At 54.7% G+C, this 18,813-nt stretch carries 17 protein-coding genes, 1 tRNA gene and 2 riboswitches; of the genes, 13 read left to right on the top strand and 5 right to left on the bottom strand.

What is annotated here, in order from left to right; genetic code table 11:
* Positions 1-8: 8 nt before the first annotated feature.
* The gene (locus tag R2I50_RS00165) at positions 9-1,532 is read right to left on the bottom strand and encodes an alanine/glycine:cation symporter family protein (protein ID WP_316607032.1); all 1,524 of its coding nucleotides are present in this window, start codon (positions 1,530-1,532) and stop codon (positions 9-11) included.
* Positions 1,533-1,677: 145 nt separating this feature from the next.
* A riboswitch (glycine riboswitch) is annotated at positions 1,678-1,795 on the bottom strand.
* A gap of 204 nt (positions 1,796-1,999) precedes the next feature.
* Here R2I50_RS00165 and fliB point away from each other — a divergent pair.
* Both fliB and R2I50_RS00155 read left to right on the top strand, forming a co-directional pair.
* Positions 2,000-2,923 (top strand): flagellin lysine-N-methylase, encoded by a 924-nt coding sequence (gene fliB / locus R2I50_RS00160; RefSeq protein WP_316607031.1) that lies wholly within the window; start codon positions 2,000-2,002, stop codon positions 2,921-2,923.
* 35 nt (positions 2,924-2,958) lie between these two features.
* Positions 2,959-3,612, top strand: a complete 654-nt coding sequence (locus tag R2I50_RS00155; protein ID WP_316607030.1) for a nitroreductase family protein — start codon at positions 2,959-2,961, stop codon at positions 3,610-3,612.
* Positions 3,613-3,681: 69 nt separating this feature from the next.
* Here the strand turns inward: R2I50_RS00155 and R2I50_RS00150 are convergent, their stop codons facing one another.
* Entirely contained in the window at positions 3,682-4,152 is a 471-nt protein-coding gene (locus tag R2I50_RS00150) for a hypothetical protein (protein ID WP_316607029.1), read from the bottom strand.
* 261 nt (positions 4,153-4,413) lie between these two features.
* Here R2I50_RS00150 and R2I50_RS00145 point away from each other — a divergent pair, with 261 nt between their 5' ends.
* The 6 genes from R2I50_RS00145 to R2I50_RS00120 all read left to right on the top strand — a co-directional run bounded on the left by R2I50_RS00145 (position 4,414) and on the right by R2I50_RS00120 (position 12,362).
* Complete coding sequence (locus R2I50_RS00145; protein ID WP_316607028.1) at positions 4,414-5,106, top strand: iron-sulfur cluster assembly scaffold protein; 693 nt, start codon at positions 4,414-4,416, stop codon at positions 5,104-5,106.
* Positions 5,107-5,120: 14 nt separating this feature from the next.
* A complete protein-coding gene (locus tag R2I50_RS00140) occupies positions 5,121-6,116 on the top strand; it encodes a GGGtGRT protein (protein ID WP_201428497.1) in 996 nt (331 codons plus the stop codon).
* A gap of 243 nt (positions 6,117-6,359) precedes the next feature.
* Positions 6,360-7,850: a UDP-glucose--hexose-1-phosphate uridylyltransferase gene (locus tag R2I50_RS00135; protein WP_201428496.1), complete on the top strand. Its 1,491-nt coding sequence runs from the start codon at positions 6,360-6,362 to the stop codon at positions 7,848-7,850.
* An 18-nt stretch (positions 7,851-7,868) separates the two neighbouring features.
* The gene (locus R2I50_RS00130) at positions 7,869-10,280 is read left to right on the top strand and encodes a glycoside hydrolase family 2 TIM barrel-domain containing protein (RefSeq protein ID WP_316607027.1); all 2,412 of its coding nucleotides are present in this window, start codon (positions 7,869-7,871) and stop codon (positions 10,278-10,280) included.
* A complete protein-coding gene (locus R2I50_RS00125; protein WP_316607026.1) occupies positions 10,277-10,729 on the top strand; it encodes a C-GCAxxG-C-C family protein in 453 nt (150 codons plus the stop codon). The genes R2I50_RS00130 and R2I50_RS00125 overlap by 4 nt, the downstream gene beginning before the upstream one ends.
* A gap of 133 nt (positions 10,730-10,862) precedes the next feature.
* The gene (locus R2I50_RS00120) at positions 10,863-12,362 is read left to right on the top strand and encodes a YdcF family protein (protein WP_316607025.1); all 1,500 of its coding nucleotides are present in this window, start codon (positions 10,863-10,865) and stop codon (positions 12,360-12,362) included.
* A gap of 107 nt (positions 12,363-12,469) precedes the next feature.
* On the opposite strand, the gene R2I50_RS00115 is transcribed toward R2I50_RS00120, so the two are convergent.
* Entirely contained in the window at positions 12,470-12,880 is a 411-nt protein-coding gene (locus tag R2I50_RS00115; protein ID WP_316607024.1) for a rhodanese-like domain-containing protein, read from the bottom strand.
* A gap of 273 nt (positions 12,881-13,153) precedes the next feature.
* On the opposite strand from R2I50_RS00115, the gene R2I50_RS00110 reads away from it, so the two are divergent.
* Both R2I50_RS00110 and R2I50_RS00105 read left to right on the top strand, forming a co-directional pair.
* The gene (locus R2I50_RS00110) at positions 13,154-14,320 is read left to right on the top strand and encodes an iron-containing alcohol dehydrogenase (protein ID WP_316607023.1); all 1,167 of its coding nucleotides are present in this window, start codon (positions 13,154-13,156) and stop codon (positions 14,318-14,320) included.
* Between the two features lie 137 nt (positions 14,321-14,457).
* A complete protein-coding gene (locus R2I50_RS00105) occupies positions 14,458-15,234 on the top strand; it encodes a C39 family peptidase (RefSeq protein ID WP_316607022.1) in 777 nt (258 codons plus the stop codon).
* 394 nt (positions 15,235-15,628) lie between these two features.
* Here R2I50_RS00105 and R2I50_RS00100 read toward each other — a convergent pair.
* Both R2I50_RS00100 and R2I50_RS00095 read right to left on the bottom strand, forming a co-directional pair.
* A tRNA-Arg gene (locus R2I50_RS00100) sits at positions 15,629-15,705 on the bottom strand.
* A 207-nt stretch (positions 15,706-15,912) separates the two neighbouring features.
* Positions 15,913-16,671, bottom strand: coding sequence for an alpha/beta hydrolase (locus R2I50_RS00095; protein ID WP_316607021.1), 759 nt, complete (start codon positions 16,669-16,671; stop codon positions 15,913-15,915).
* Positions 16,672-16,807: 136 nt separating this feature from the next.
* Here R2I50_RS00095 and R2I50_RS00090 point away from each other — a divergent pair, with 136 nt between their 5' ends.
* The 3 genes from R2I50_RS00090 (at position 16,808) to R2I50_RS00080 (ending at position 18,779) form a co-directional block, all read left to right on the top strand.
* Positions 16,808-17,293, top strand: coding sequence for a hypothetical protein (locus R2I50_RS00090; RefSeq protein ID WP_316607020.1), 486 nt, complete (start codon positions 16,808-16,810; stop codon positions 17,291-17,293).
* A gap of 257 nt (positions 17,294-17,550) precedes the next feature.
* A riboswitch (TPP riboswitch) is annotated at positions 17,551-17,677 on the top strand.
* A 54-nt stretch (positions 17,678-17,731) separates the two neighbouring features.
* Positions 17,732-18,028, top strand: a complete 297-nt coding sequence (locus R2I50_RS00085; RefSeq protein WP_316607019.1) for a thiamine-binding protein — start codon at positions 17,732-17,734, stop codon at positions 18,026-18,028.
* Positions 17,997-18,779: an ABC transporter permease gene (locus R2I50_RS00080; RefSeq protein WP_316607018.1), complete on the top strand. Its 783-nt coding sequence runs from the start codon at positions 17,997-17,999 to the stop codon at positions 18,777-18,779. Before R2I50_RS00085 ends, R2I50_RS00080 begins: the two co-directional genes overlap by 32 nt.
* The last annotated feature ends 34 nt before the right edge of the window (positions 18,780-18,813 follow it).

The raw sequence follows: 18,813 nt of genomic DNA, 5'->3' as shown, positions 1-18,813 counted from the left end.
AAAGCCGATTATTGCATTTCGATGTCTCCGGACGTAATATCCTGCTTGAACTCCTCGTTCATATCGGGATAGGCGGAGAGCATCGGCTCGACGTCGACACCCTTCTTACGGTCGAAGTAGTTCTTCGTGATCTTGGCGACCAGTCCGCTGAGCGCGACCAGACAGATCAGGTTCGGCAGCGCCATCAAGCCGTTACAGGTGTCGCTGATATCCCATACCACCTGGCTGTGGATCGTTGCGGAAACAGCGATCAGCACGACATAAAGCACCTTGAAGATGGTGACGGGGATTTTGCGCTTATCTTCGTTCATGAAGCTGAAGAAGAACTCAACGCCTTTTTCGCCGTAGTACGACCAAGCGATGATGGTGGTGAAGGCGAACAGAGGCAGAATGATCGAGAAGGTCGCCGTACCGAACGCGCCGAAGTTGTCGGAGAACATCGACATCGACATGACGCTGTCGTTCATATCGGGGCTGAGCTTGGTGACGTCGTTGGTGGTCAGGAACATCAGCGCGGTCAGGGTGCAGATGATGAAGGTGTCGAAGAAGATCTCGAACACGCCCCACAAGCCCTGCTTGACGGGCTCGCGGGTCTCAGACGCGGAGTGGGCGATGACGGAGGAGCCCAATCCCGCTTCATTAGAGAATACGCCGCGAGCCATACCCTTCTTGATAACAGTCGCAAAGGTAAAGCCCAGGATACCGCCGCCGGCAGCCTCAAAGCTGAATGCCTTGGAGAAGATCAGGCCGAACGCCTGACCGATGCGGTCGTAGTGCATACCGATGGAGATCAGCGCCAGAATGATGAACAGGAGCGACATGAAGGGCACCAGCATGGACGCGACCTTGCCGATACGCTTGATACCGCCGATGATGATTGTCGCCGCGATCACCGCGACGATGATACCGATGATCAGCTTGACAGTCTCGGCGTTGTCGGCGGAGCCGGTCACCCGCGCAAAAGCCTCAGCCAGCGAGCCGGAGATTTTGTTTGTTTGTACGCCGCTCATGCCGATCGCCGCTAAGATACAGAAGACGGAGGCGACATACGCCAGCCACTTCCATTTCAGACCGTAGGCGATATAGTAGAATGCGCCGCCTGCAAGATTTCCCTTGCTGTCCCTTTTACGATAGTACAGACCCAGCACATTCTCGGCGTAGTTGGTGACCATGCCGAAGAACGCGGAGATCCACATCCACAGCACCGCGCCGGGACCTCCCGTGAGGATCGCCGCAACGACGCCGATGATGTTGCCGGTGCCGACCGTGCCGGAGATCGCGGTCGAGAACGCCTCGAACTGGCTGATGGACTGCACTCTGCCGTCCTTTTGTTTTTTCTTACCCAGACTCTTGAAGGTCGGGACGATGGTGGTGTTCAGCGATTCGCCGAACTTGCGCACCTGCAGAAAGCGGGTGCGGATAGTCAGCAGCAAGCCTGTGCCGAGGATCAGGATGATGGTCGGCCATCCCCAGACATAGCTGTTGATCACGCCGTTGATCTCTTCAACGGATTTGAGAAAACTTTCCCACATGTGTTTTATACCTCCTCTTGTATCGTGTGATATGTGTCGGTCAAAAGCGCAGTTTGTATTTGTTTGTATTTGTCGGAAATAAAGAAAAGAGCCGTTGTAAAACGACTCTCAGACACGATGACGGATGCCATACCACGCAGCTCGACATCCTTCCTCCGTCCTTTTGCCTGAGAGATTGACGCGGCGAGCCGCGCTTGCACCTTCGGCATCCATCCGCGTGACGTGTAAACTGCGCCGCGATGGAATTCTCCGGAGTGCCGTCCTCACGCGGTCAAGCTGCTGTTACCAATATATGAGTGTTCGCTCTTCTGCATGATTCATCCGACACATATTCTGTTCCAAAAGGTATTATACCACCTTGTACAAAAAATGCAATAGTTTTTGTTGACTTTCTAAAGATTATGACGGATAATGAATAATGATTGATAGTACACGGCAACCGTTTGTTTTTTTGAAGGAGTTTTTCCGTGAAGCATTTGTACCCCTCCTATTATGAGAAGTTCCGCTGTATCGCCGCCGCGTGTCCCGACTCCTGCTGTCAGGGCTGGGATGTGGTGATCGACGAAAAGACCGAGGCGTTTTACAACTCTGTAAAAGGTGATTTCGGCGATAAACTGAGGAATGCGATTTATACCGATCCCGACGGCGACCGTGTGTTTCGCTTGGCTGATGAGAAGAAATGTCCTTTCTGGGGCGATGATAAGCTCTGTGATATCTACAGGACGCTCGGTGAGGAGCACCTGTGCCTGACCTGTGCGATGTTTCCGCGTATTACGATGAATTACACCACCTTTGCGGAGCATACGCTGGCGCTCGCCTGTCCCGAGGCAGCGCGGCTGATCCTCGCCGGAGATCACGCCTATAACTGCTTTGATGCGACAGAATTCGACCCTTGCGAGGCTTACGACGCGGAGATCATGTCGTTTCTGTTACAAACGCGAGGTGAAGCGGCTCGGATCCTTGCGTCCGATCAGCCGCTTGAACAAAGGCTCCGCGATCTGCTCGGCTTTGCCGACAGGGTACAGAAAGAGTTGACGGGGGAATCATCGGCTTTTGATACTTCAGCTTTACCCGAGATCTACGGCGATCTGGAATATATTGATGAGGATAATCGCAGTCTGGTGATAAGCTCGGTTATAGGCAGCCCTGATCTAAGCGTTCACGAAAGGGAACTGACAAACCTCGCGCTCTATTACCTTTACCGCTATTATCTCGGCGCGATCGACAGCCTCGATATACTCGCTCCCGTTCGTTTTTCCGTTTGCTCCGTTCGGGTGATCGCGGCGCTCTCTCGGCATTGGGAGATCACCGCCGCCGCTCAGCTTTACTCCAAGGAGATCGAACAGAGCTATGAGAACATGGAGCGCTTAACGGAAGCGCTCGGTCTCTGAATTATCAGAATTAACCTATTAAACCGGAGGTCATTATGACAGACATGGAAGCGATCAAGGCGCGCCATTCGGTACGCGCTTATCAGAACAGACCCATCACCCCGGAGCTTGTCGAAAAGCTTCAAGCACGCATCGACGAGCTGAACAGCGAATATGATCTGCGCATGCAGTATATCGAGCCCGCGGGCGAGGTGTTCGGCGGACTGGCGTCAAAGCTGACCGGCTGGAGCGGTGTGCCCGCCTATATCGCTGTCGTCGGCAGAAAGCGCGATGACCTCGACGAGGTCTGCGGCTACGCGGGCGAAAAGCTCGTGCTGTATGCCCAGACGCTGGGGCTCAATACCTGCTGGGCGGGCATCTTCAAGCGTAAGCGATGTACCGCAGAGATTGGGGAGGATGAGCGATTGGTGCTCTCGATCGCGATCGGCTACGGTGTGACCCAGGGCACGCCTCGCCGCTCCAAGAGCGCTGAGGATGTGACGGATGTGAAGGAAATGCCGCGGTGGTTCCGCGACGGGATCGAAGCGGCGTTGCTTGCGCCTACGGCGATCAATCAGCAGAAGTTTTTCTTCACCCTTGACGGCGATAAGCCCTCGGTCAGGGTCAGCGCCAACGGCCCCTTCGTCAAGCTGGATCTCGGCATCGTCAAATGCCATTTTGAGATCGCTTCGGGCAGAAAAATAGATTAAAATCAATGAGTATGAGATAAAAAAACAGCGCTTCCGCATCAGGAGCGCTGTTGCCGGTTATATCGGATTTCATGGTTCTGTTACGACGGTCCCTTTACTGATCCACTTGCGCATGGCGATTTTGATCTCGCCGAAGATTCTCGAACCGTCCTCGGGCATATTACCGCTCGTTACACGGGTGTAGCCGCCGTTGCCGTCCGGAAACTTACAGACGTTTGACCGTCCGCATATCGCGATCCCTTCGCGGCTGTTCCAGCGCGCCATGCCGCTTTTCTTTACCGCGGTCAGCATTTCCTGAGCGCCTTCGATCGGGATAAGGTACCGCGTGATCGTCTCGTCGTCCATCCCTCCGTTTTCGATCTCCTCCAGCGTCGATTGCGTGTCGGAGTAGGTGTACAGCACAAGCTCATAGTACGGCTGCTTCATCGGTGTGCCGACTGTCTGCTCATAGTAGTCGAGCAGCATGGTATTCTTCTCCGCGTCCAGATAGGTCTCGATATCGAATTGCGCATTGTTTGTACAGCCGAATAACCCGAACATAATCATCACCGCCGTTATCAAAGTCGTAAATCTGTATGCCTTCGTCATCGGTCATCCCCGCTTTACGTCGTGTTGTATTCAGCATAGCATACGTGTAATAAGATGTAAAGCGTTTTTGCTGAAAAACCGCCGATTTATTGTCGTTTTCCATCAAGATTGTATTGACTTATCACGGCTGTTCGTCTATAATGAACATAAGCATAGTCAGATCATCGGAACAGTTGATTTGGCACTTGTTTCATTCTAAAGGAGGACAAGCTTATGAATTACACAGCAGAAGTAATGAATATGTGCCCCGTAGCGAAGGGCGCGTATCACGGTCCTGCTCCCATCCCCGAGGAGGGTCAATGGGTACAGGCGAAGGAGATCAAGGATATCTCCGGCTTTACACACGGCATCGGCTGGTGTGCACCCCAGCAGGGCGCCTGCAAGCTCACCCTGAACGTGAAAGAGGGCATCATCGAAGAGGCTCTGGTCGAGACCATCGGCTGCTCCGGTATGACCCACTCCGCCGCAATGGCGTCCGAGATCCTGATCGGCAAGACCCTCTTAGAGGCGCTGAACACCGACCTCGTATGTGACGCGATCAACACCGCTATGCGCGAGCTGTTCCTGCAGATCGTCTACGGCAGAACCCAGAGCGCCTTCTCCGAGGGCGGCCTGCTCGTCGGCGCTTCCATGGAGGACCTCGGTAAGGGTCTGCGTTCTCAGGTGGGTACCATGTTCGCTACCCGCGAAAAGGGTCCCCGTTACCTCGAGATGACCGAGGGCTACTGCTCTCAGATCGCCCTGAACAAGGACAACGAGATCATCGGTTACGAGTTTATCAGCTTCGGCAAGATGATGGACTTCATCAAGGCGGGTATGGACGCCAACGAAGCGATCGAAAAGGCGAAGGGTCACTATGGTCAGTGGGATAACGCTGCCAAGTATATTGACCCCCGCAAGGACTAAGGGAGGTGCACAGTATGGCTTTATTTGAAAACTACGACAGACGTATCAATAAGATCAACGGCGTTTTAGCCGAGTACGGTATCGCCTCCGTTGAGGAGAGCCGTGAAATCTGTAAGGCAGCGGGCTTCGACCCCTATGAGATCACCAAGGGCATCCAGCCCATCTGCTTCGAGAACGTATGCTGGGCTTACTGTGTAGGCGCCGCTATCGCTCTGAAGGCAGGCGCCAAGAACGCTGAGGAAGCTGCGCGCTACATCGGTATCGGTCTGCAGAGCTTCTGTATCGACGGCTCCGTTGCCGAGAACCGCAAGGTCGGTATCGGCCACGGTAACCTCGCCGCGATGCTGCTCAGTAACGAGACCAAGTGCTTCGCGTTCCTCGCGGGTCACGAGTCCTTCGCAGCCGCTGAAGGCGCGATCGGTATCGTCCGCAACGCGAACAAGGTTCGCCAGCAGCCCCTGCGCGTTATCCTGAACGGCCTCGGTAAGGACGCCGCTCAGATCATCTCCCGTATCAACGGCTTCACCTATGTACAGACTCAGTTCGATTACTTCACCGGCGAGCTGAAGATCGTTAAGGAGACCGCTTACTCCGACGGCGAGCGCGCGAACGTCCGCTGCTATGGTGCCGACGACGTCCGTGAGGGCGTTGCGATCATGCACCACGAGGGCGTTGACGTCTCCATCACCGGTAACTCCACCAACCCCACCCGCTTCCAGCATCCCGTTGCAGGCACCTACAAGAAGGAGTGCAACGAGCAGGGTAAGAAGTACTTCTCCGTTGCTTCCGGCGGCGGTACAGGACGTACCCTCCATCCCGATAATATGGCTGCGGGTCCCGCTTCCTACGGCATGACCGACACCATGGGCCGTATGCATTCCGACGCTCAGTTCGCGGGTTCCTCTTCCGTTCCTGCTCACGTTGAGATGATGGGCTTCCTGGGCATGGGCAACAACCCCATGGTCGGCGCTACCGTCGCAGTTGCTGTTGCTGTTCAGAACAGCCTGTAAGCATCAACTATTCCGACAACAAAGGCTCCGGGTTATTCCGGAGCCTTTTTGCGTATATAGAAGCAAGCTTTCCAAATGCCTGTTTTTTCAGTGAAAATGTGGGTTTTCGGTTGACTGACAAGGCGGTTTATAGTATCATGAAAATGAACGTATTCCCGACGGTGAACGCTTGCCGATCGGGAGAAATAATCGCCCTGCGGCGTCCCGAAGCGCCCGGCAAAATCCACATAAAGGAGCAGTATTATGATTTGCAAAGACATCCAACGACTGATCGAATATTCGGTCAAGAACGCTCTGATCACCCGCGACGACGAGCTGGTCGTCCGTAACATGCTGATGGACGCGCTGCATGTATGTGACTGGCAGGACGAGCCCGTCGACGGCGCCGACGCCGAGATCGACGAGATTCTGCAGCCGCTGATCGACTACGCCTGCGCGAACGGCGTGATCGAGGACACCACCGCCAACCGCGATCTCTTCGATACCAAGCTCATGGGCATCCTCACCCCGATGCCGCGCGAGATCATCCGAGATTTTTGGGAGAAGTATCGGGAATCGCCGAAGACGGCGACGGACTGGTACTTTGATATCAGCCAAAAGCTGAATTACGTCCGTGCCGGAAGGATCAGAAAGGACGTCAAGTGGACATATGAGTCCGAATTCGGCACGCTTGACATCACCATCAACCGCTCAAAGCCCGAGAAGGATCCCCGCGATATCGCCAAGGCGGGCGCCTCCGCCTCCGTCGCGTATCCGAAGTGTCAGCTTTGCGCCGAGAATATGGGCTACGCCGGCCGTCAGAACCATCCCGCGCGCCAGAACCTGCGCCCCATTCCCATCACGATCAACGACGGCGACTGGTACCTACAGTATTCGCCCTACGGCTACTACAACGAGCACTGCATCGTCTTTAACAGCAAGCATATCCCGATGGTCATCGACGCGGCGGTATTCCGCAAGCTTTTCGACTTCATCGGTCAGTTCCCGCATTACTTTGTCGGCTCCAATGCCGATCTCCCCATCGTCGGCGGTTCGATCCTCTCTCACGAGCATTTTCAGGGCGGTCACTACACCTTCGCGATGGCGAAAGCGCCCGAGGAGCACGGCTTCACCCTGTCCGATTATCCCGACGTCCATGCCGCGACGGTCAAGTGGCCGATGTCGGTGATCCGTCTGCGCAGCGCCGACAAGGCGCAGCTCTCACAGGCGAGCGCCGTGATCCTCAAGGCGTGGCGTGCTTATACCGACGAGAGCGCGAACATCTTCGCCTTTACCGACGGCACGCCTCATAACACGATCACCCCGATCGCGAGGATGAAGGAAGGGCTGTTCGAGTGCGATCTGGTACTGCGCAACAACATCACCTCCGAGGACAGACCCCTCGGCGTGTATCATCCGAACCCCACCCTTCACCATATCAAGAAGGAGAATATCGGTCTGATCGAGGTCATGGGTCTCGCGGTACTGCCCGCACGCCTCGCGACCGAGCTCGAGGCGGTCAGGGACGCCCTGCTCAGCGGCGCCGATCTCTCAAAAAATCCGCAGACGGCGAGTCACGCCGCGTGGGCGGCTGAGTTCATGCCGCGCCATCCCGAGTTCTGCGCCGAAAACGCGATGGAGATCATCCGCGCCGAGGTCGGAGCAGTGTTCGAACAGGTCCTCTGCGACGCCGGCGTATTCAAGCGCGACGAAGAGGGACAGGCGGCGTTCATGCGCTTCATCAATTCTCTGTGATCAATCAGTGAGGATTTTATGCGACAGATACTACATATAAATAATGACTGGGAGTTCACTCCCGCATTTGATATCGCGTTCTTACGCGGAGAGGGCAAAGCGGAGGCGGTGCGCCTGCCGCACACCTGTAAGGTCACGCCATATAACTATTTTGACGAGAGCATCTACCAGATGGTCTGCGGCTACCGCAAGCGGCTCGACCTGAGCGCCCGCGGCGATCGCAGAGCGTTTATCTGCTTCGGCGCGGCGGCGCATTACGCGCGGGTCTATCTCGACGGTGAGCTGATCGGCGAGCACAAGAGCGGCTATACCTCCTTTGAGTTCGAGCTCGTTACCGATAACCTCTCGCCGCTGCTGGTCGTGGAGCTCGATACCCGCGAGAACCTGAACTTCCCGCCCTTCGGTAAGGTCATCGACTACCTGACCTACGGCGGACTCTACCGCGAGGTAAGGCTCGAGTACCGTGAGCAGAGCTATATCGACGATGTGTTCGCCAAGCCCTCGATCCCCGATACCATCCGCGTCACTCCGCGGATGAACCCGAAGCTCGTAGCGGGTCTGACCTTTGAGGGTACGGTCGACTGCGAGATCGACCTTGTCGGCGAGGCTGATGAGATCCGCCTGTCATTAACGGAAAAGGGCGGAAAAACCGCTCTCGCTGAAGCGACCTTTGCCGTCGGCAGTGATTATACGCTGAAGGTGCCCCGCGTCCACCTGTGGGATCCGCTCTCTCCCGCTCTGTATGAGCTGAAAGCCGAGTTGATCAGGGACGGCGTCGTGATCGATACGCTGACCCGCAGAGTCGGTTTCCGCCGTGCGGAGTTCAGAAAGGACGGCTTCTTCCTCAACGGCAGACGCTTCAAGCTGCGCGGTCTGAACCGCCACCAGTCCTATCCCTACGTCGGCTATGCGATGCCGCGCTCCATGCAGCGGATGGACGCCGATCTGTTGAAGGGAGAGCTCGGCTGTAACGCCGTTCGCACCTCCCACTATCCCCAGTCGCACCACTTCATCGGGCGCTGTGACGAGCTCGGTATGCCCGTCTTTACCGAAGCGCCGGGCTGGCAGAATCTCGGCGACGACGAGTGGAAGGATGTCGGCGTAGAAGCGGTCAGGGAGATGGTGCGCGAGTACCGCAACCATCCCTCGATCATCCTCTGGGGCGTTCGTATCAATGAAAGTCAAGACGATCATGACTTTTATGTCAGGACGAATGAAGCCGCACGCAGCCTCGACCCGACACGCGCCACCGGCGGCGTTCGCTGTCACAAGAACAGCGAACTGCTCGAGGATGTCTATACCTATAATGATTTTGTACACGACGGCGTACAGCCCGGATGTGAGCCGAAGAGGGCAGTCACCTCTGATGTTGAGAAAGCATATCTTGTGTCGGAGTACGGCGGTCACATGTACTCCACCAAGGCGTATGACGATGAGGAACACCGCCTCGAGCACATGCTCCGTCACGCGCGCACGCTCGATGCTGTCGCCTCCTACGACGATATCGCCGGTTCCTTTGCATGGTGCATGTTCGATTATAACACCCATAAGGAGTTCGGCTCCGGCGACCGTATCTGCTACCACGGCGTATGTGATATGTTCCGTAACAAGAAGCTTGCCGCTGAGCTCTACGCGATCCAGGACAGCGATCAGCCGATCCTACAGCTGAGCTCCTCCATGGATATCGGCGACCACCCCGCCACCAACCGAGGACGCGTCTATATCCTTACCAACGCCGACAGCGTGCGTTTCTATAAGAACGATTCCTTTATCCATGAATATACCCACGAGGGAACGGACTTCCCGCATCTCAAGTTCCCGCCTATCGAGATCACCGATTATATCGGCGACCGGATCGCCGAGAACGAGGATTTCACCCCGAAGCAGGCGGAGTATGTCAAGGATATCCTCAACGAAAGCTCCCGCTTCGGCATGAACAATCTTTCCGTTGACGCCAAGGGCAAGGCGGCTTACCTGATGATGCGCTACGGGATGGATCACGACGCCGCCTACCGCCTGTACGGTAAGTACATCGGTAACTGGGGCGACAAGAGCACCGTGTTCCGCCTCGAAGCCTATAAAGACGGCAAGCTCGTCAAGGAGCTGCGCGTTTCTCCGTTCGAGAAGCGCGTCCTGACCGCACAGGTCGACCATACCGAGCTTGTCGAGGCACAGACCTACGACGTCGCGGCGGTTCGTATCCGCATGACTGACCAGAACGGCAACGATATGCCGTACTTCTTCGGCGCTGTCAATGCTCAGGTCAGCGGCGATATCGAGCTGATCGGCGAGTCTCCCGTCATCCTGCGCGCGGGTATGGGCGGCGTGTATGTCCGTACCGTCGGTACGGCGGGGGAGGGCACCCTCACCCTGAGCGCGGAGGGCTGTGACAGCGTGACTGTGCGCTTTTGTATCGAGGTCAAGGCATGACGGATCACGGCAGTCTCGCGGAGGAATACTTCCGACAGGGCTATAACTGCGCCCAGAGTGTGTTGCTCGCGTTCTCCGATCTCACGGGACTCGACGGCGATACCGCCCTGCGGTTGAGCTCGTCGTTCGGCGGCGGCTTAGGCAGATTGCGCGAGGTCTGCGGCGCTGTCAGCGGCGCTTCGATGGTGCTCGGGCTGTTGAAGGGTTATTCCGATCCCGATGACCGTGAGGCGAAGAAGGCGCATTATCACCTGATACAGGAGCTTGCGCGACGATTCCGCAAGGAGCATGGCTCAATCGTATGCCGCGAGCTGCTCTCGGGCGTGCAAAAGACTGACGGCGGCGATCCGGAGGAACGAACGGCGGCGTATTACAGGAAGCGCCCCTGTCCCGAACTCTGTCGACGCGCGGCGCAGCTCGTTGATGAAATGCTGACAGATTATTTATAAACGTTAAGGGGCTGATCATCTCAGCCCCTTCTATATTACAGGATTGTTATTGAAAATACTACCGAATCGGTTGCAACCTTAATCCGAAAATGCTACAATGATAAGGTAAATTTATGGAAACGGTGTGAGCCAAATGACGAAAAATACACGCGTGAAGAAACGGCGAAAGATCAAACGTCGCTTTATCTTTCTTAACATCCTTGCGGTCGTTCTTATCGTTTTCGGGATTCGTTATATGGATATCGTGGGCGATCGTTATGATATGCATACATTCACTTATTTTACCGATGAGGCCGGGCCGGATTTCAACGACACCGAGGTCGCTGCCGAGCCCGAAGGTGTGGTGCGTATTGAGTCGCTGGAGCTTTCCGATGAGCAGGAGCTGATTATCAAGCTGAGCTCCGTAAAAAAAGGCAGCGCTGACATTACGATAACGACGTACGATGAGGAAGGAAAGCCCAACCGTATAAAAAACTCTCATGTGGATGTCACCATGACGGGCGTGATCATCGAGCACAGGGATTATAATACGAATTTCAGCGGGTACGAGGTCGTCACATGGCTGTTCCTCGGCTATATCGCGGCGGTACTCGTCGTGATGCTGTACTCCTTCTACGAGTGTTACAAAAAGAGCGATTACTCCTATTCGATGGTTGCTTACGGCGGTATCTCGCTGTTTCTCGCTGTACTTCTCGCGATCATCGTCTATAAGTGGATGAACAACGTGGTCGGCTCCTTCTCGGCGCTGGTCAGCTTACTGACGGAGACGGGCGAATGGTTCCTTGTCCTGATGTTGCCAGTCATGCTGGTGATGGCAGTGGCGCTGTCGGTCAGCAATATCTGGCTGCTCCGTCACGAGGGCTTCCGTCCGGTGAACGCGCTGGGTATCGCGATCAGTGTTGTGTGGCTTTTAGCGTTGGTCTTTTCGCTCAATTACAGACTTTTCCATATTAATCCGTTTGAAAATACAACGTTGATATGGCATATTCGCAACATCATGAGCTTCGTCGTGACCTACTTCGAGTGCATGCTTCTTTCGACCTCAGCCTGTGCCTTTATCTCTACACGACACACCCCGCCGCTCGACCGCGACTATATCATCATTCTCGGCTGTGCGATCCGCAGGGACGGAACACTCACGCCGCTGCTGCGCGGACGAGTCGACAGCGCACTGAGCTTTGAGAAGAAGCAGTTTGAAGAGACCGGTAAGCACGCGCGCTTCGTTCCCTCCGGCGGTCAGGGCAGTGACGAGATCATCTCCGAGGGCGAGGCGATGGAGCGCTACCTGATCGAGCAGGGCGTCGAGCCCGAGCGCATTGTGCGCGAGGACAAGAGCGTGAACACCTTCCAGAACATGCAGTTCTCCCGTGATCGCATCATGGACGATACCGATGATTTTGAGGAGCAGAAGATCGCTTTTTCCACCACGAACTACCATATTTTCCGCGGCTATATCCTCGCGGACAAAAACGGCTTCAAGGCGCAGGGCATCTCCGCTAAGACAAAGTGGTATTTCTTCCCGAATGCCTTTATCCGCGAGTTTATCGGCTTGCTGTTTGACCAGAAGATCCGCCACCTGCTGATCGTCGCGCTGATCGCCGCGATCGTTGTCGGAGTCGCCTATATCCTGTAGCAAAGCGTTGCCGGCTTAATATTCGAAATATAACAAAACACCCCTTTGGCTGTGCCGTGCCGTAAATGCCGGCTGTACCGAAGGGGTGTTATATTTTGTTGGATGGATCAGTCCTTCACGACCTCGCCCGGCCAGTCGATGATCCCGCCGAACTCCGCGACGTTGAGGTAGCCCCGGTCGGCGAGCTTCTGTGAGGCTTCCTTGCTGCGTCTGCCGCTGCGGCAGTAGACGAGGATCAGCTGCTCCTTGTCGGGCAGCTCCTTCAGATCGGCTGTCTCGATCTCCTCGTTCGGGATGCAGATGGCGCCCTTGATATGACCTTCGGCAAATTCCTCGCGGGTACGAACATCCAGGAGGATGTAGCCCGTCTCGGTCTCGATGATCTGCTTCGCGATATCCATCGTGATCTGCCGGTAGGTGCGGGCGGTTGCTGTCGGTTCTGTTTTGTTCTGTGATCCGCACGCTCCCAGCGTAAGTATCAGCAGAATGCTCAGTAATAATGCGGTGATCCTTTTCATGAGTACGCTCCTGTCATTTTTTAACTATATGTGCCCGCTCAGTTTGTTGCTTCGCGACAACGAGCGACGGCTATGCGAAATGAGCGCAAAGCGCTTTCTTGTGATTATAGCGTAAAACGGAGGAAAAGAAAAGCCTTTTTTCTAGACTGACACTATGCATATTATACAAAGTTTCAGCGGATTTTTTGGCGGGCTTCACCTGCGTAAAACCGCTTGCGCTATATTGTTATTTTCGATATAATGAATCCATAAAACGATGCTAGGAGGAAACTTATGTTAGGAAATTTCAGTTACCATAACGCGACAAAGCTCTATTTCGGCGACGATTCGCTGCAGTATCTCAACGAGGAGCTCCCGAAGTACGGCAAGACCGTCCAGCTGATCTACGGCGGCGGTTCCGTCAAGCGCAACGGCATCTATGACGCGGTCGTCGAGATCCTCAAGGCGAACGGCAAGACCGTCGTCGAGGATGCGGGCGTTATGCCCAATCCGACGGTCGAGAAGCTTCGCGAGGGCGTGAGTATCGCCCGCGAGAACCACGTTGATTTGCTGCTGGCGATGGGCGGCGGCTCCTGCTGTGACTACGCCAAGGCGGTCTCGGTCTCCGTCCACTGTGACGACGATCCTTGGGAGAAGTATTATGTTCGTTTCGAGGAGCCCGACTGCGAGATCGTTCCCGTTGCGTGCATCCTCACCATGGCGGGTACCGGCTCCGAGATGAACGCCGGCGCCGTCATCACCAACCATGAGCAGAAGCTCAAGATCGGTCATGTGTTCGGTGAGGAAGTCATGCCGAAGTTCTCGATCCTCAACCCGAAGTTCACCTTCAGCCTGCCCAAGCGTCAGATGGTTGCGGGTATCTACGATATCTTCAACCATATCTGTGAGCAGTATTTCTCCGGTGAGGATGATAACACCAGCGATTATCTTGCCGAGGCGCTGATGCGCTCGGTCGTCCACAGCTCCCTGATCGCGGTGGAGAACCCCGAGGATTATGAAGCCCGGTCCAATATCATGTGGTCGGCTACATGGGCGCTCAACACCCTGATCTCCCGCGGCAAGCGCACCGATTGGATGGTACACATGCTGGGTCAGGCGGTCGGTGCAGTGACCGACGCGACTCACGGTATGACGCTCGCGGCGGTTTCCCTGCCGTATTACCGCACCATCATGCCCTACGGGGAGAAGAAGTTCGCCCGCTTTGCGACCGAGGTCTGGCGCGTCAATCCCGAGGGCAAGAGCGATCGCGAGCTCGCCGAGGCGGGTCTCGAGGCGCTTGAGAACTGGATGAAGCAGATCGGCGTTGCGATGAACATCACTGAGCTCGGCGCGAGCGAGGATGTGATCGAGGATATCGCCGACGCGACGATCATTCTCGACGGCGGCTACAAGGTGCTGACCCGCGACGAGGTCGTCAGGATCTTGAGAGAGAGCCTGTGATCTGTTATTGAAAAGAAAACCCCTGAAAAGTGAGTCCGAACTCGCTTTTTGGGGATTTTTGCGATACTTGAAAAAATCGCGATTTTATGCTATAATGCAAATGGTATTTGACAGAAAACAAATGATAGAGTGATACTATGAAGAAACAAACCATCCGCATCGCCGCTGTCGGCGCGGCGGTCGTCGTGCTTCTCGCGGCGGGAACGGCGATCGGACTGAGCAGCCGACAGTCTGCAACAAAAGCGACTCCGGATACGGCGGTCGTCGCGACCGAAGACCCGATGCCGTCCTCCTACATGATCGAGGGCGTTCCCGCGAAGCAGCAGGACGAGCTCAAGGCGGGCTGTGAGACCCATGCCGTAACGGCGCTGCTCCAGAGCTACGGTTACGATATCGACGAGTTCGGCTTCGCAAATAATTATCTCGACGTCCACTATGTTTTTGATGACGGCGAAGGGCATATGTACGGCCCCGATATGAACTCGGGCTTCGCCGGTACCGCTTACGCAGGCTGGGGCATCTATGCGCCCGCGATGGCGAAGTGCATGAATCATTATCTCTCCGACGTCAAGTCGAAACAGAAGGCGGTCGCCTATGAGGGCGGTACCCTCGCCGATCTGTGCCGCAAGTATATCGTCAACGGTACGCCTGTGGCGGTATGGGCGACGACCGATATGCAGGAGCCCGTTCCGCATGATACCTGGGAGGTCAATTACGTCGATGAGAACGCCAAGTATAAGATGGGAGATTCGTTCACCTGGCCGCTGCACGAGCATTGTTTGGTGCTTGTCGGTTATGATGAGCGGGAGTACTACTTTTCCGATTCCGTCGCCGGCACCACCTCGCATTTTGAGAAAGCACTGTGCGAAAAGCGCTTTGAACAGCTCGGCAGCCAGTATATCGTATTGGAATAAAGAATAAATCAAGGATAGAGAAAGGGATCGGCATAATGTCGATCCCTTTTATGCTGATATGATCTCAAAACGCGTCAACAGAAGCTCGCCTTCAAGTCCCTTTCGGCTTGCAGATTATAGGTAAAATAATAACGGATACACCTTTTGGTGTATCCGTTATTATGGCGCGCCGGAAGTACGCTTGATTGATTTCGAACAGCGATCTCGTCTTAGGAGCATCCTGCGGGCGACAGGAACAGCATCTACGCTCTCGTTAAAAATGATCCACCGGATCATTTTTACTTTCGGTTTGCGCTGACGCTTAAACCTCGGCACACTCGCCTTCAAGTCCCTTCCGGCTTGCAGATTATAGGTAAAATAATAACGGATACACCTTTTAGTGTATCCGTTATTATGGCGCGCCGGAAGGGACTTGAACCCCTGACCTACTGGTTCGTAGCCAGTCACTCTATCCAGCTGAGCTACCGGCGCGTATCTCCGATGTGCCGATGTGCGGCACAGGGTATGTAAACGGCTTATCTGCCGTAATTGATATCATATCACACTTCTGTCGAAAAATCAAGTAAAAGATTACACCTTTTTGCAAAAAGATTTTTGGCAGAGTGTACAATGGCGGGATATAAACGGTTATTTATATACCATATCATTCAGTGTGTCCCTTGGATCGCACAATAATTTTTAATTCAGCCCCAGCCCTTCGACGATCAGCTTGATCGCCAGATCCATCTTTACGGGATCGGTGAAGCGGTGATCCGCGTTTTCGACGGTGTGGAAGGTGATCCCGTTCTCTTCGGCGAAGAACCAGTCGGTATCGTGGCCGATGATCTCATCCTTGTCGCCGTGGATGATCGTGATATCAGCGGCGTATGGAGAGAAATCCCATGTCGTGATGTCCGCCTTCTGCAGATCGGTCAGGAAGTCGCGCGTCAGCCGTATCTTGCGGTCGAAGCCGACCTGAGCGGGTCTGCCTTTCTCGATCGTTTCGATCTCGTCGGACGTGATGATGCGTGAGGTCAGGCTCTCGTACATGTTGACGGCGGGGCAGCGCAGTACGGTCTTTTTGAAAGGACTGCCGTGTTCGTAGATGTATTTGAGGTAGAGGTAGCCGCCGAAGCTCGTCGCCGTGCCGTAGAGCTCCTCGGTTCGGAATCGCTTGCGAATATAGCCGAGCAGAACGCTCAGATAGTGATCACAGACCTCCAGCCGCAGCTGAGGGGAGGCGTCGTCGCCGTGACACGGCCAGTCGAAGGCGATCAGGGCGATGCTCTTATTGCGCTTGAGCAGACGTGCGGCAAGCCTCGAAGCGGCGCGGGTGTCCTTATGTCCGCCGAAGCCGCTGCCGAACAATACGACTCGCTTGATGCTGCGCATATCCTCGCAGTAGATTTTACAGTGAATGCTGACGCCCTGTTCGTTTACGCTGAAAAACTTTTCCATAACTGCCTCCCTTGCTCTGTGTAGATTATAGCATATCGACCGCTTTGATGCAAGCGCATACATACAGAGATCGCCTTGACAAGCGTGATTAGGATGTGCTATCATCATATTATCAGCTGAAAACGGAGGTATTATTATGACAGCAAAAAGAGTATTCGCGATCATCGCTCTATGCTTGATGACGGTCGCCCTTCTCACGGCATGCGGCGATAAGAAGGTAATCACGCCGGAAGAATTTTCACAGAAGGCGACTGCTGACGATATGCAGATCGGCGACGCGACTGAACAGTATGCTCAGTACGATCATATCGTTAACGTTACCGTCGCGAAACACTCCGACGGCTGGCAGGTCGAGCTGCTGACCTCGAAAGATGCGGAGACAGCCATTGGTATGTATGAAAGCAACAAAGAGGACTTTGAGAATACCGGTTCATCTGCTACGGAGGATCAGACGGGGTCGGCTTATTCTCAGATCGATGTCGGCAACAGCAATGTTTATTCTGCCGAACGCGGCGGAAAGTTCCAGTACCTTTGCCGCGTTGATAATACGCTTCTTTATGCCAATGTAGATATGCAGTATAAGGACGCAGCTCAGGATTTTATAAAGAAGATCGGTTATTAAGTAGACACTGATTAATTCGGGTGTACAAATTGTGTCAGTAGATTTTTCGTCAGTTTGGACAAATAATCAGTTCGCATACTGACGTATGGGTGCTGATTTTTGGGCAAAATGGCGGAAAAGATACAAGCAAGTTGTACACCCAGCTGTCAGGCGTGAATTAATCAGTGGGTACTTAAGTAAAAAAGCGAGGCGTTTCCGCTTCGCTTTTCTTTTTGCATACTTGACAAAATAGCTTCCGGGGATTATTATAGTAGCGGAAAACACCACGGGGGTGCCTGCGCGAAAGCCGGCTGAGATTGGGATAGACGCTTCCCTGACCCTTGGCACATGTTGCCTGTACCTGATACGGATAATGCCGTCGTAGGGAGCTGTAAGAGATTTAGCGCCATGCGATCGCGTGGTGCTTTTTACTTTATATTATGATTTGGAGGTAGTATTATGAACGCAAGCGTAGCGATCCAGACCTTGCCCGAGGCTAAGAACGACGAGGAACTGATCCGCATCGTCGACGAGGTCATCGCCTATATCAAGAGCACGGGGCTCAAGTGCTATGTCGGTCCCTTCGAGACCGCGATCGAGGGCGATTACGACGAGCTGATGGATATCGTCAAGGAGTGCCAGCATATCGCGATCCGCGCAGGTGCGCCGTCGGTGCTGGCGTATATCAAGGTCGATTACCGGCCGGAGGGGGATGTGCTGACCATTGAGCGCAAGGTTACGAAGCACCATCAGTAAGGCAGCTTTCCCCGTCGCGGCTCTGATTCTGCTCTTCGCCGCGTGGCAGCTGATCTGTACCGTCGGCAATATCCCGAAGTACATGCTGCCGTCGCCTGCCGATGTATTCGCCGCCTTCAAGGCGGATTGGCGGCTGATGCTCAGCCATGCGAAGGTCACGCTGCTCGAGACTTTCATCGGCTTGTTCTTCGGCATCCTGATCGGCTTCTTGATGGCGGTGGTGATGGATCGGTTCTCCGTTATCCGGAAGATGATCTACCCGCTGGTGGTTATCAGCCAGACCATCCCCACGGTGGCGATCGCGCCGCTGCTGGTCATCTGGATGGGTTATCAGATGCTGCCGAAGATCGTGCTGATCATCTTAGTCGTCTTTTTCCCGATCACGATCAGCCTTCTCGAGGGCTTTTCGTCCGTGGACGCCGATACGGTGAATCTGATGCGCTCGATGGGCGCGAGTAGGATGCAGATCTTCCGCTATGTGAAGCTGCCGAACTCGCTGGGACAATTCTTCTCCAGCCTGAAGATCTCGGTTTCCTACGCGGTTGTCAGCGCGGTAGTATCCGAGTGGATCGGCGGAACCGAGGGACTCGGCTGTTACATGACCCGCGTGCGCAAGTCCTTCTCATCGGACAAGATGTTTGCGGTGATCATCCTGATCTCCGTGCTGAGCCTGATCCTTATATGGCTGACAACGGTACTGCAGCACGCGTGCATGCCGTGGGAGAAGGTCAACAGCGAACAAAAACGTTAATCAGCAATTTTACTGAATGAATTATTTGGAGGTA

Source organism: uncultured Ruminococcus sp., assembly GCA_902785355.1.
Lineage (GTDB): Bacteria > Bacillota > Clostridia > Oscillospirales > Acutalibacteraceae > Ruminococcoides.
Note: the sequence above shows the minus strand (reverse complement) of the source record. Positions and strands in the feature narration are given on the sequence as shown.

Excerpts from the sequence above, each read along its gene's own strand:
- R2I50_RS00165 (WP_316607032.1), bottom strand. The coding sequence starts at position 1,532 with ATGTGGGAAAGTTTTCTCAAATCCGTTGAAGAGATCAACGGCGTGATC.
- R2I50_RS00155 (WP_316607030.1), top strand. The coding sequence starts at position 2,959 with ATGACAGACATGGAAGCGATCAAGGCGCGCCATTCGGTACGCGCTTAT.
- R2I50_RS00150 (WP_316607029.1), bottom strand. The coding sequence starts at position 4,152 with ATGTTCGGGTTATTCGGCTGTACAAACAATGCGCAATTCGATATCGAG.
- R2I50_RS00145 (WP_316607028.1), top strand. The coding sequence starts at position 4,414 with ATGAATTACACAGCAGAAGTAATGAATATGTGCCCCGTAGCGAAGGGC.
- R2I50_RS00140 (WP_201428497.1), top strand. The coding sequence starts at position 5,121 with ATGGCTTTATTTGAAAACTACGACAGACGTATCAATAAGATCAACGGC.
- R2I50_RS00135 (WP_201428496.1), top strand. The coding sequence starts at position 6,360 with ATGATTTGCAAAGACATCCAACGACTGATCGAATATTCGGTCAAGAAC.
- R2I50_RS00130 (WP_316607027.1), top strand. The coding sequence starts at position 7,869 with ATGCGACAGATACTACATATAAATAATGACTGGGAGTTCACTCCCGCA.
- R2I50_RS00125 (WP_316607026.1), top strand. The coding sequence starts at position 10,277 with ATGACGGATCACGGCAGTCTCGCGGAGGAATACTTCCGACAGGGCTAT.
- R2I50_RS00120 (WP_316607025.1), top strand. The coding sequence starts at position 10,863 with ATGACGAAAAATACACGCGTGAAGAAACGGCGAAAGATCAAACGTCGC.
- R2I50_RS00115 (WP_316607024.1), bottom strand. The coding sequence starts at position 12,880 with ATGAAAAGGATCACCGCATTATTACTGAGCATTCTGCTGATACTTACG.
- R2I50_RS00110 (WP_316607023.1), top strand. The coding sequence starts at position 13,154 with ATGTTAGGAAATTTCAGTTACCATAACGCGACAAAGCTCTATTTCGGC.
- R2I50_RS00105 (WP_316607022.1), top strand. The coding sequence starts at position 14,458 with ATGAAGAAACAAACCATCCGCATCGCCGCTGTCGGCGCGGCGGTCGTC.
- R2I50_RS00095 (WP_316607021.1), bottom strand. The coding sequence starts at position 16,671 with ATGGAAAAGTTTTTCAGCGTAAACGAACAGGGCGTCAGCATTCACTGT.
- R2I50_RS00090 (WP_316607020.1), top strand. The coding sequence starts at position 16,808 with ATGACAGCAAAAAGAGTATTCGCGATCATCGCTCTATGCTTGATGACG.
- R2I50_RS00085 (WP_316607019.1), top strand. The coding sequence starts at position 17,732 with ATGAACGCAAGCGTAGCGATCCAGACCTTGCCCGAGGCTAAGAACGAC.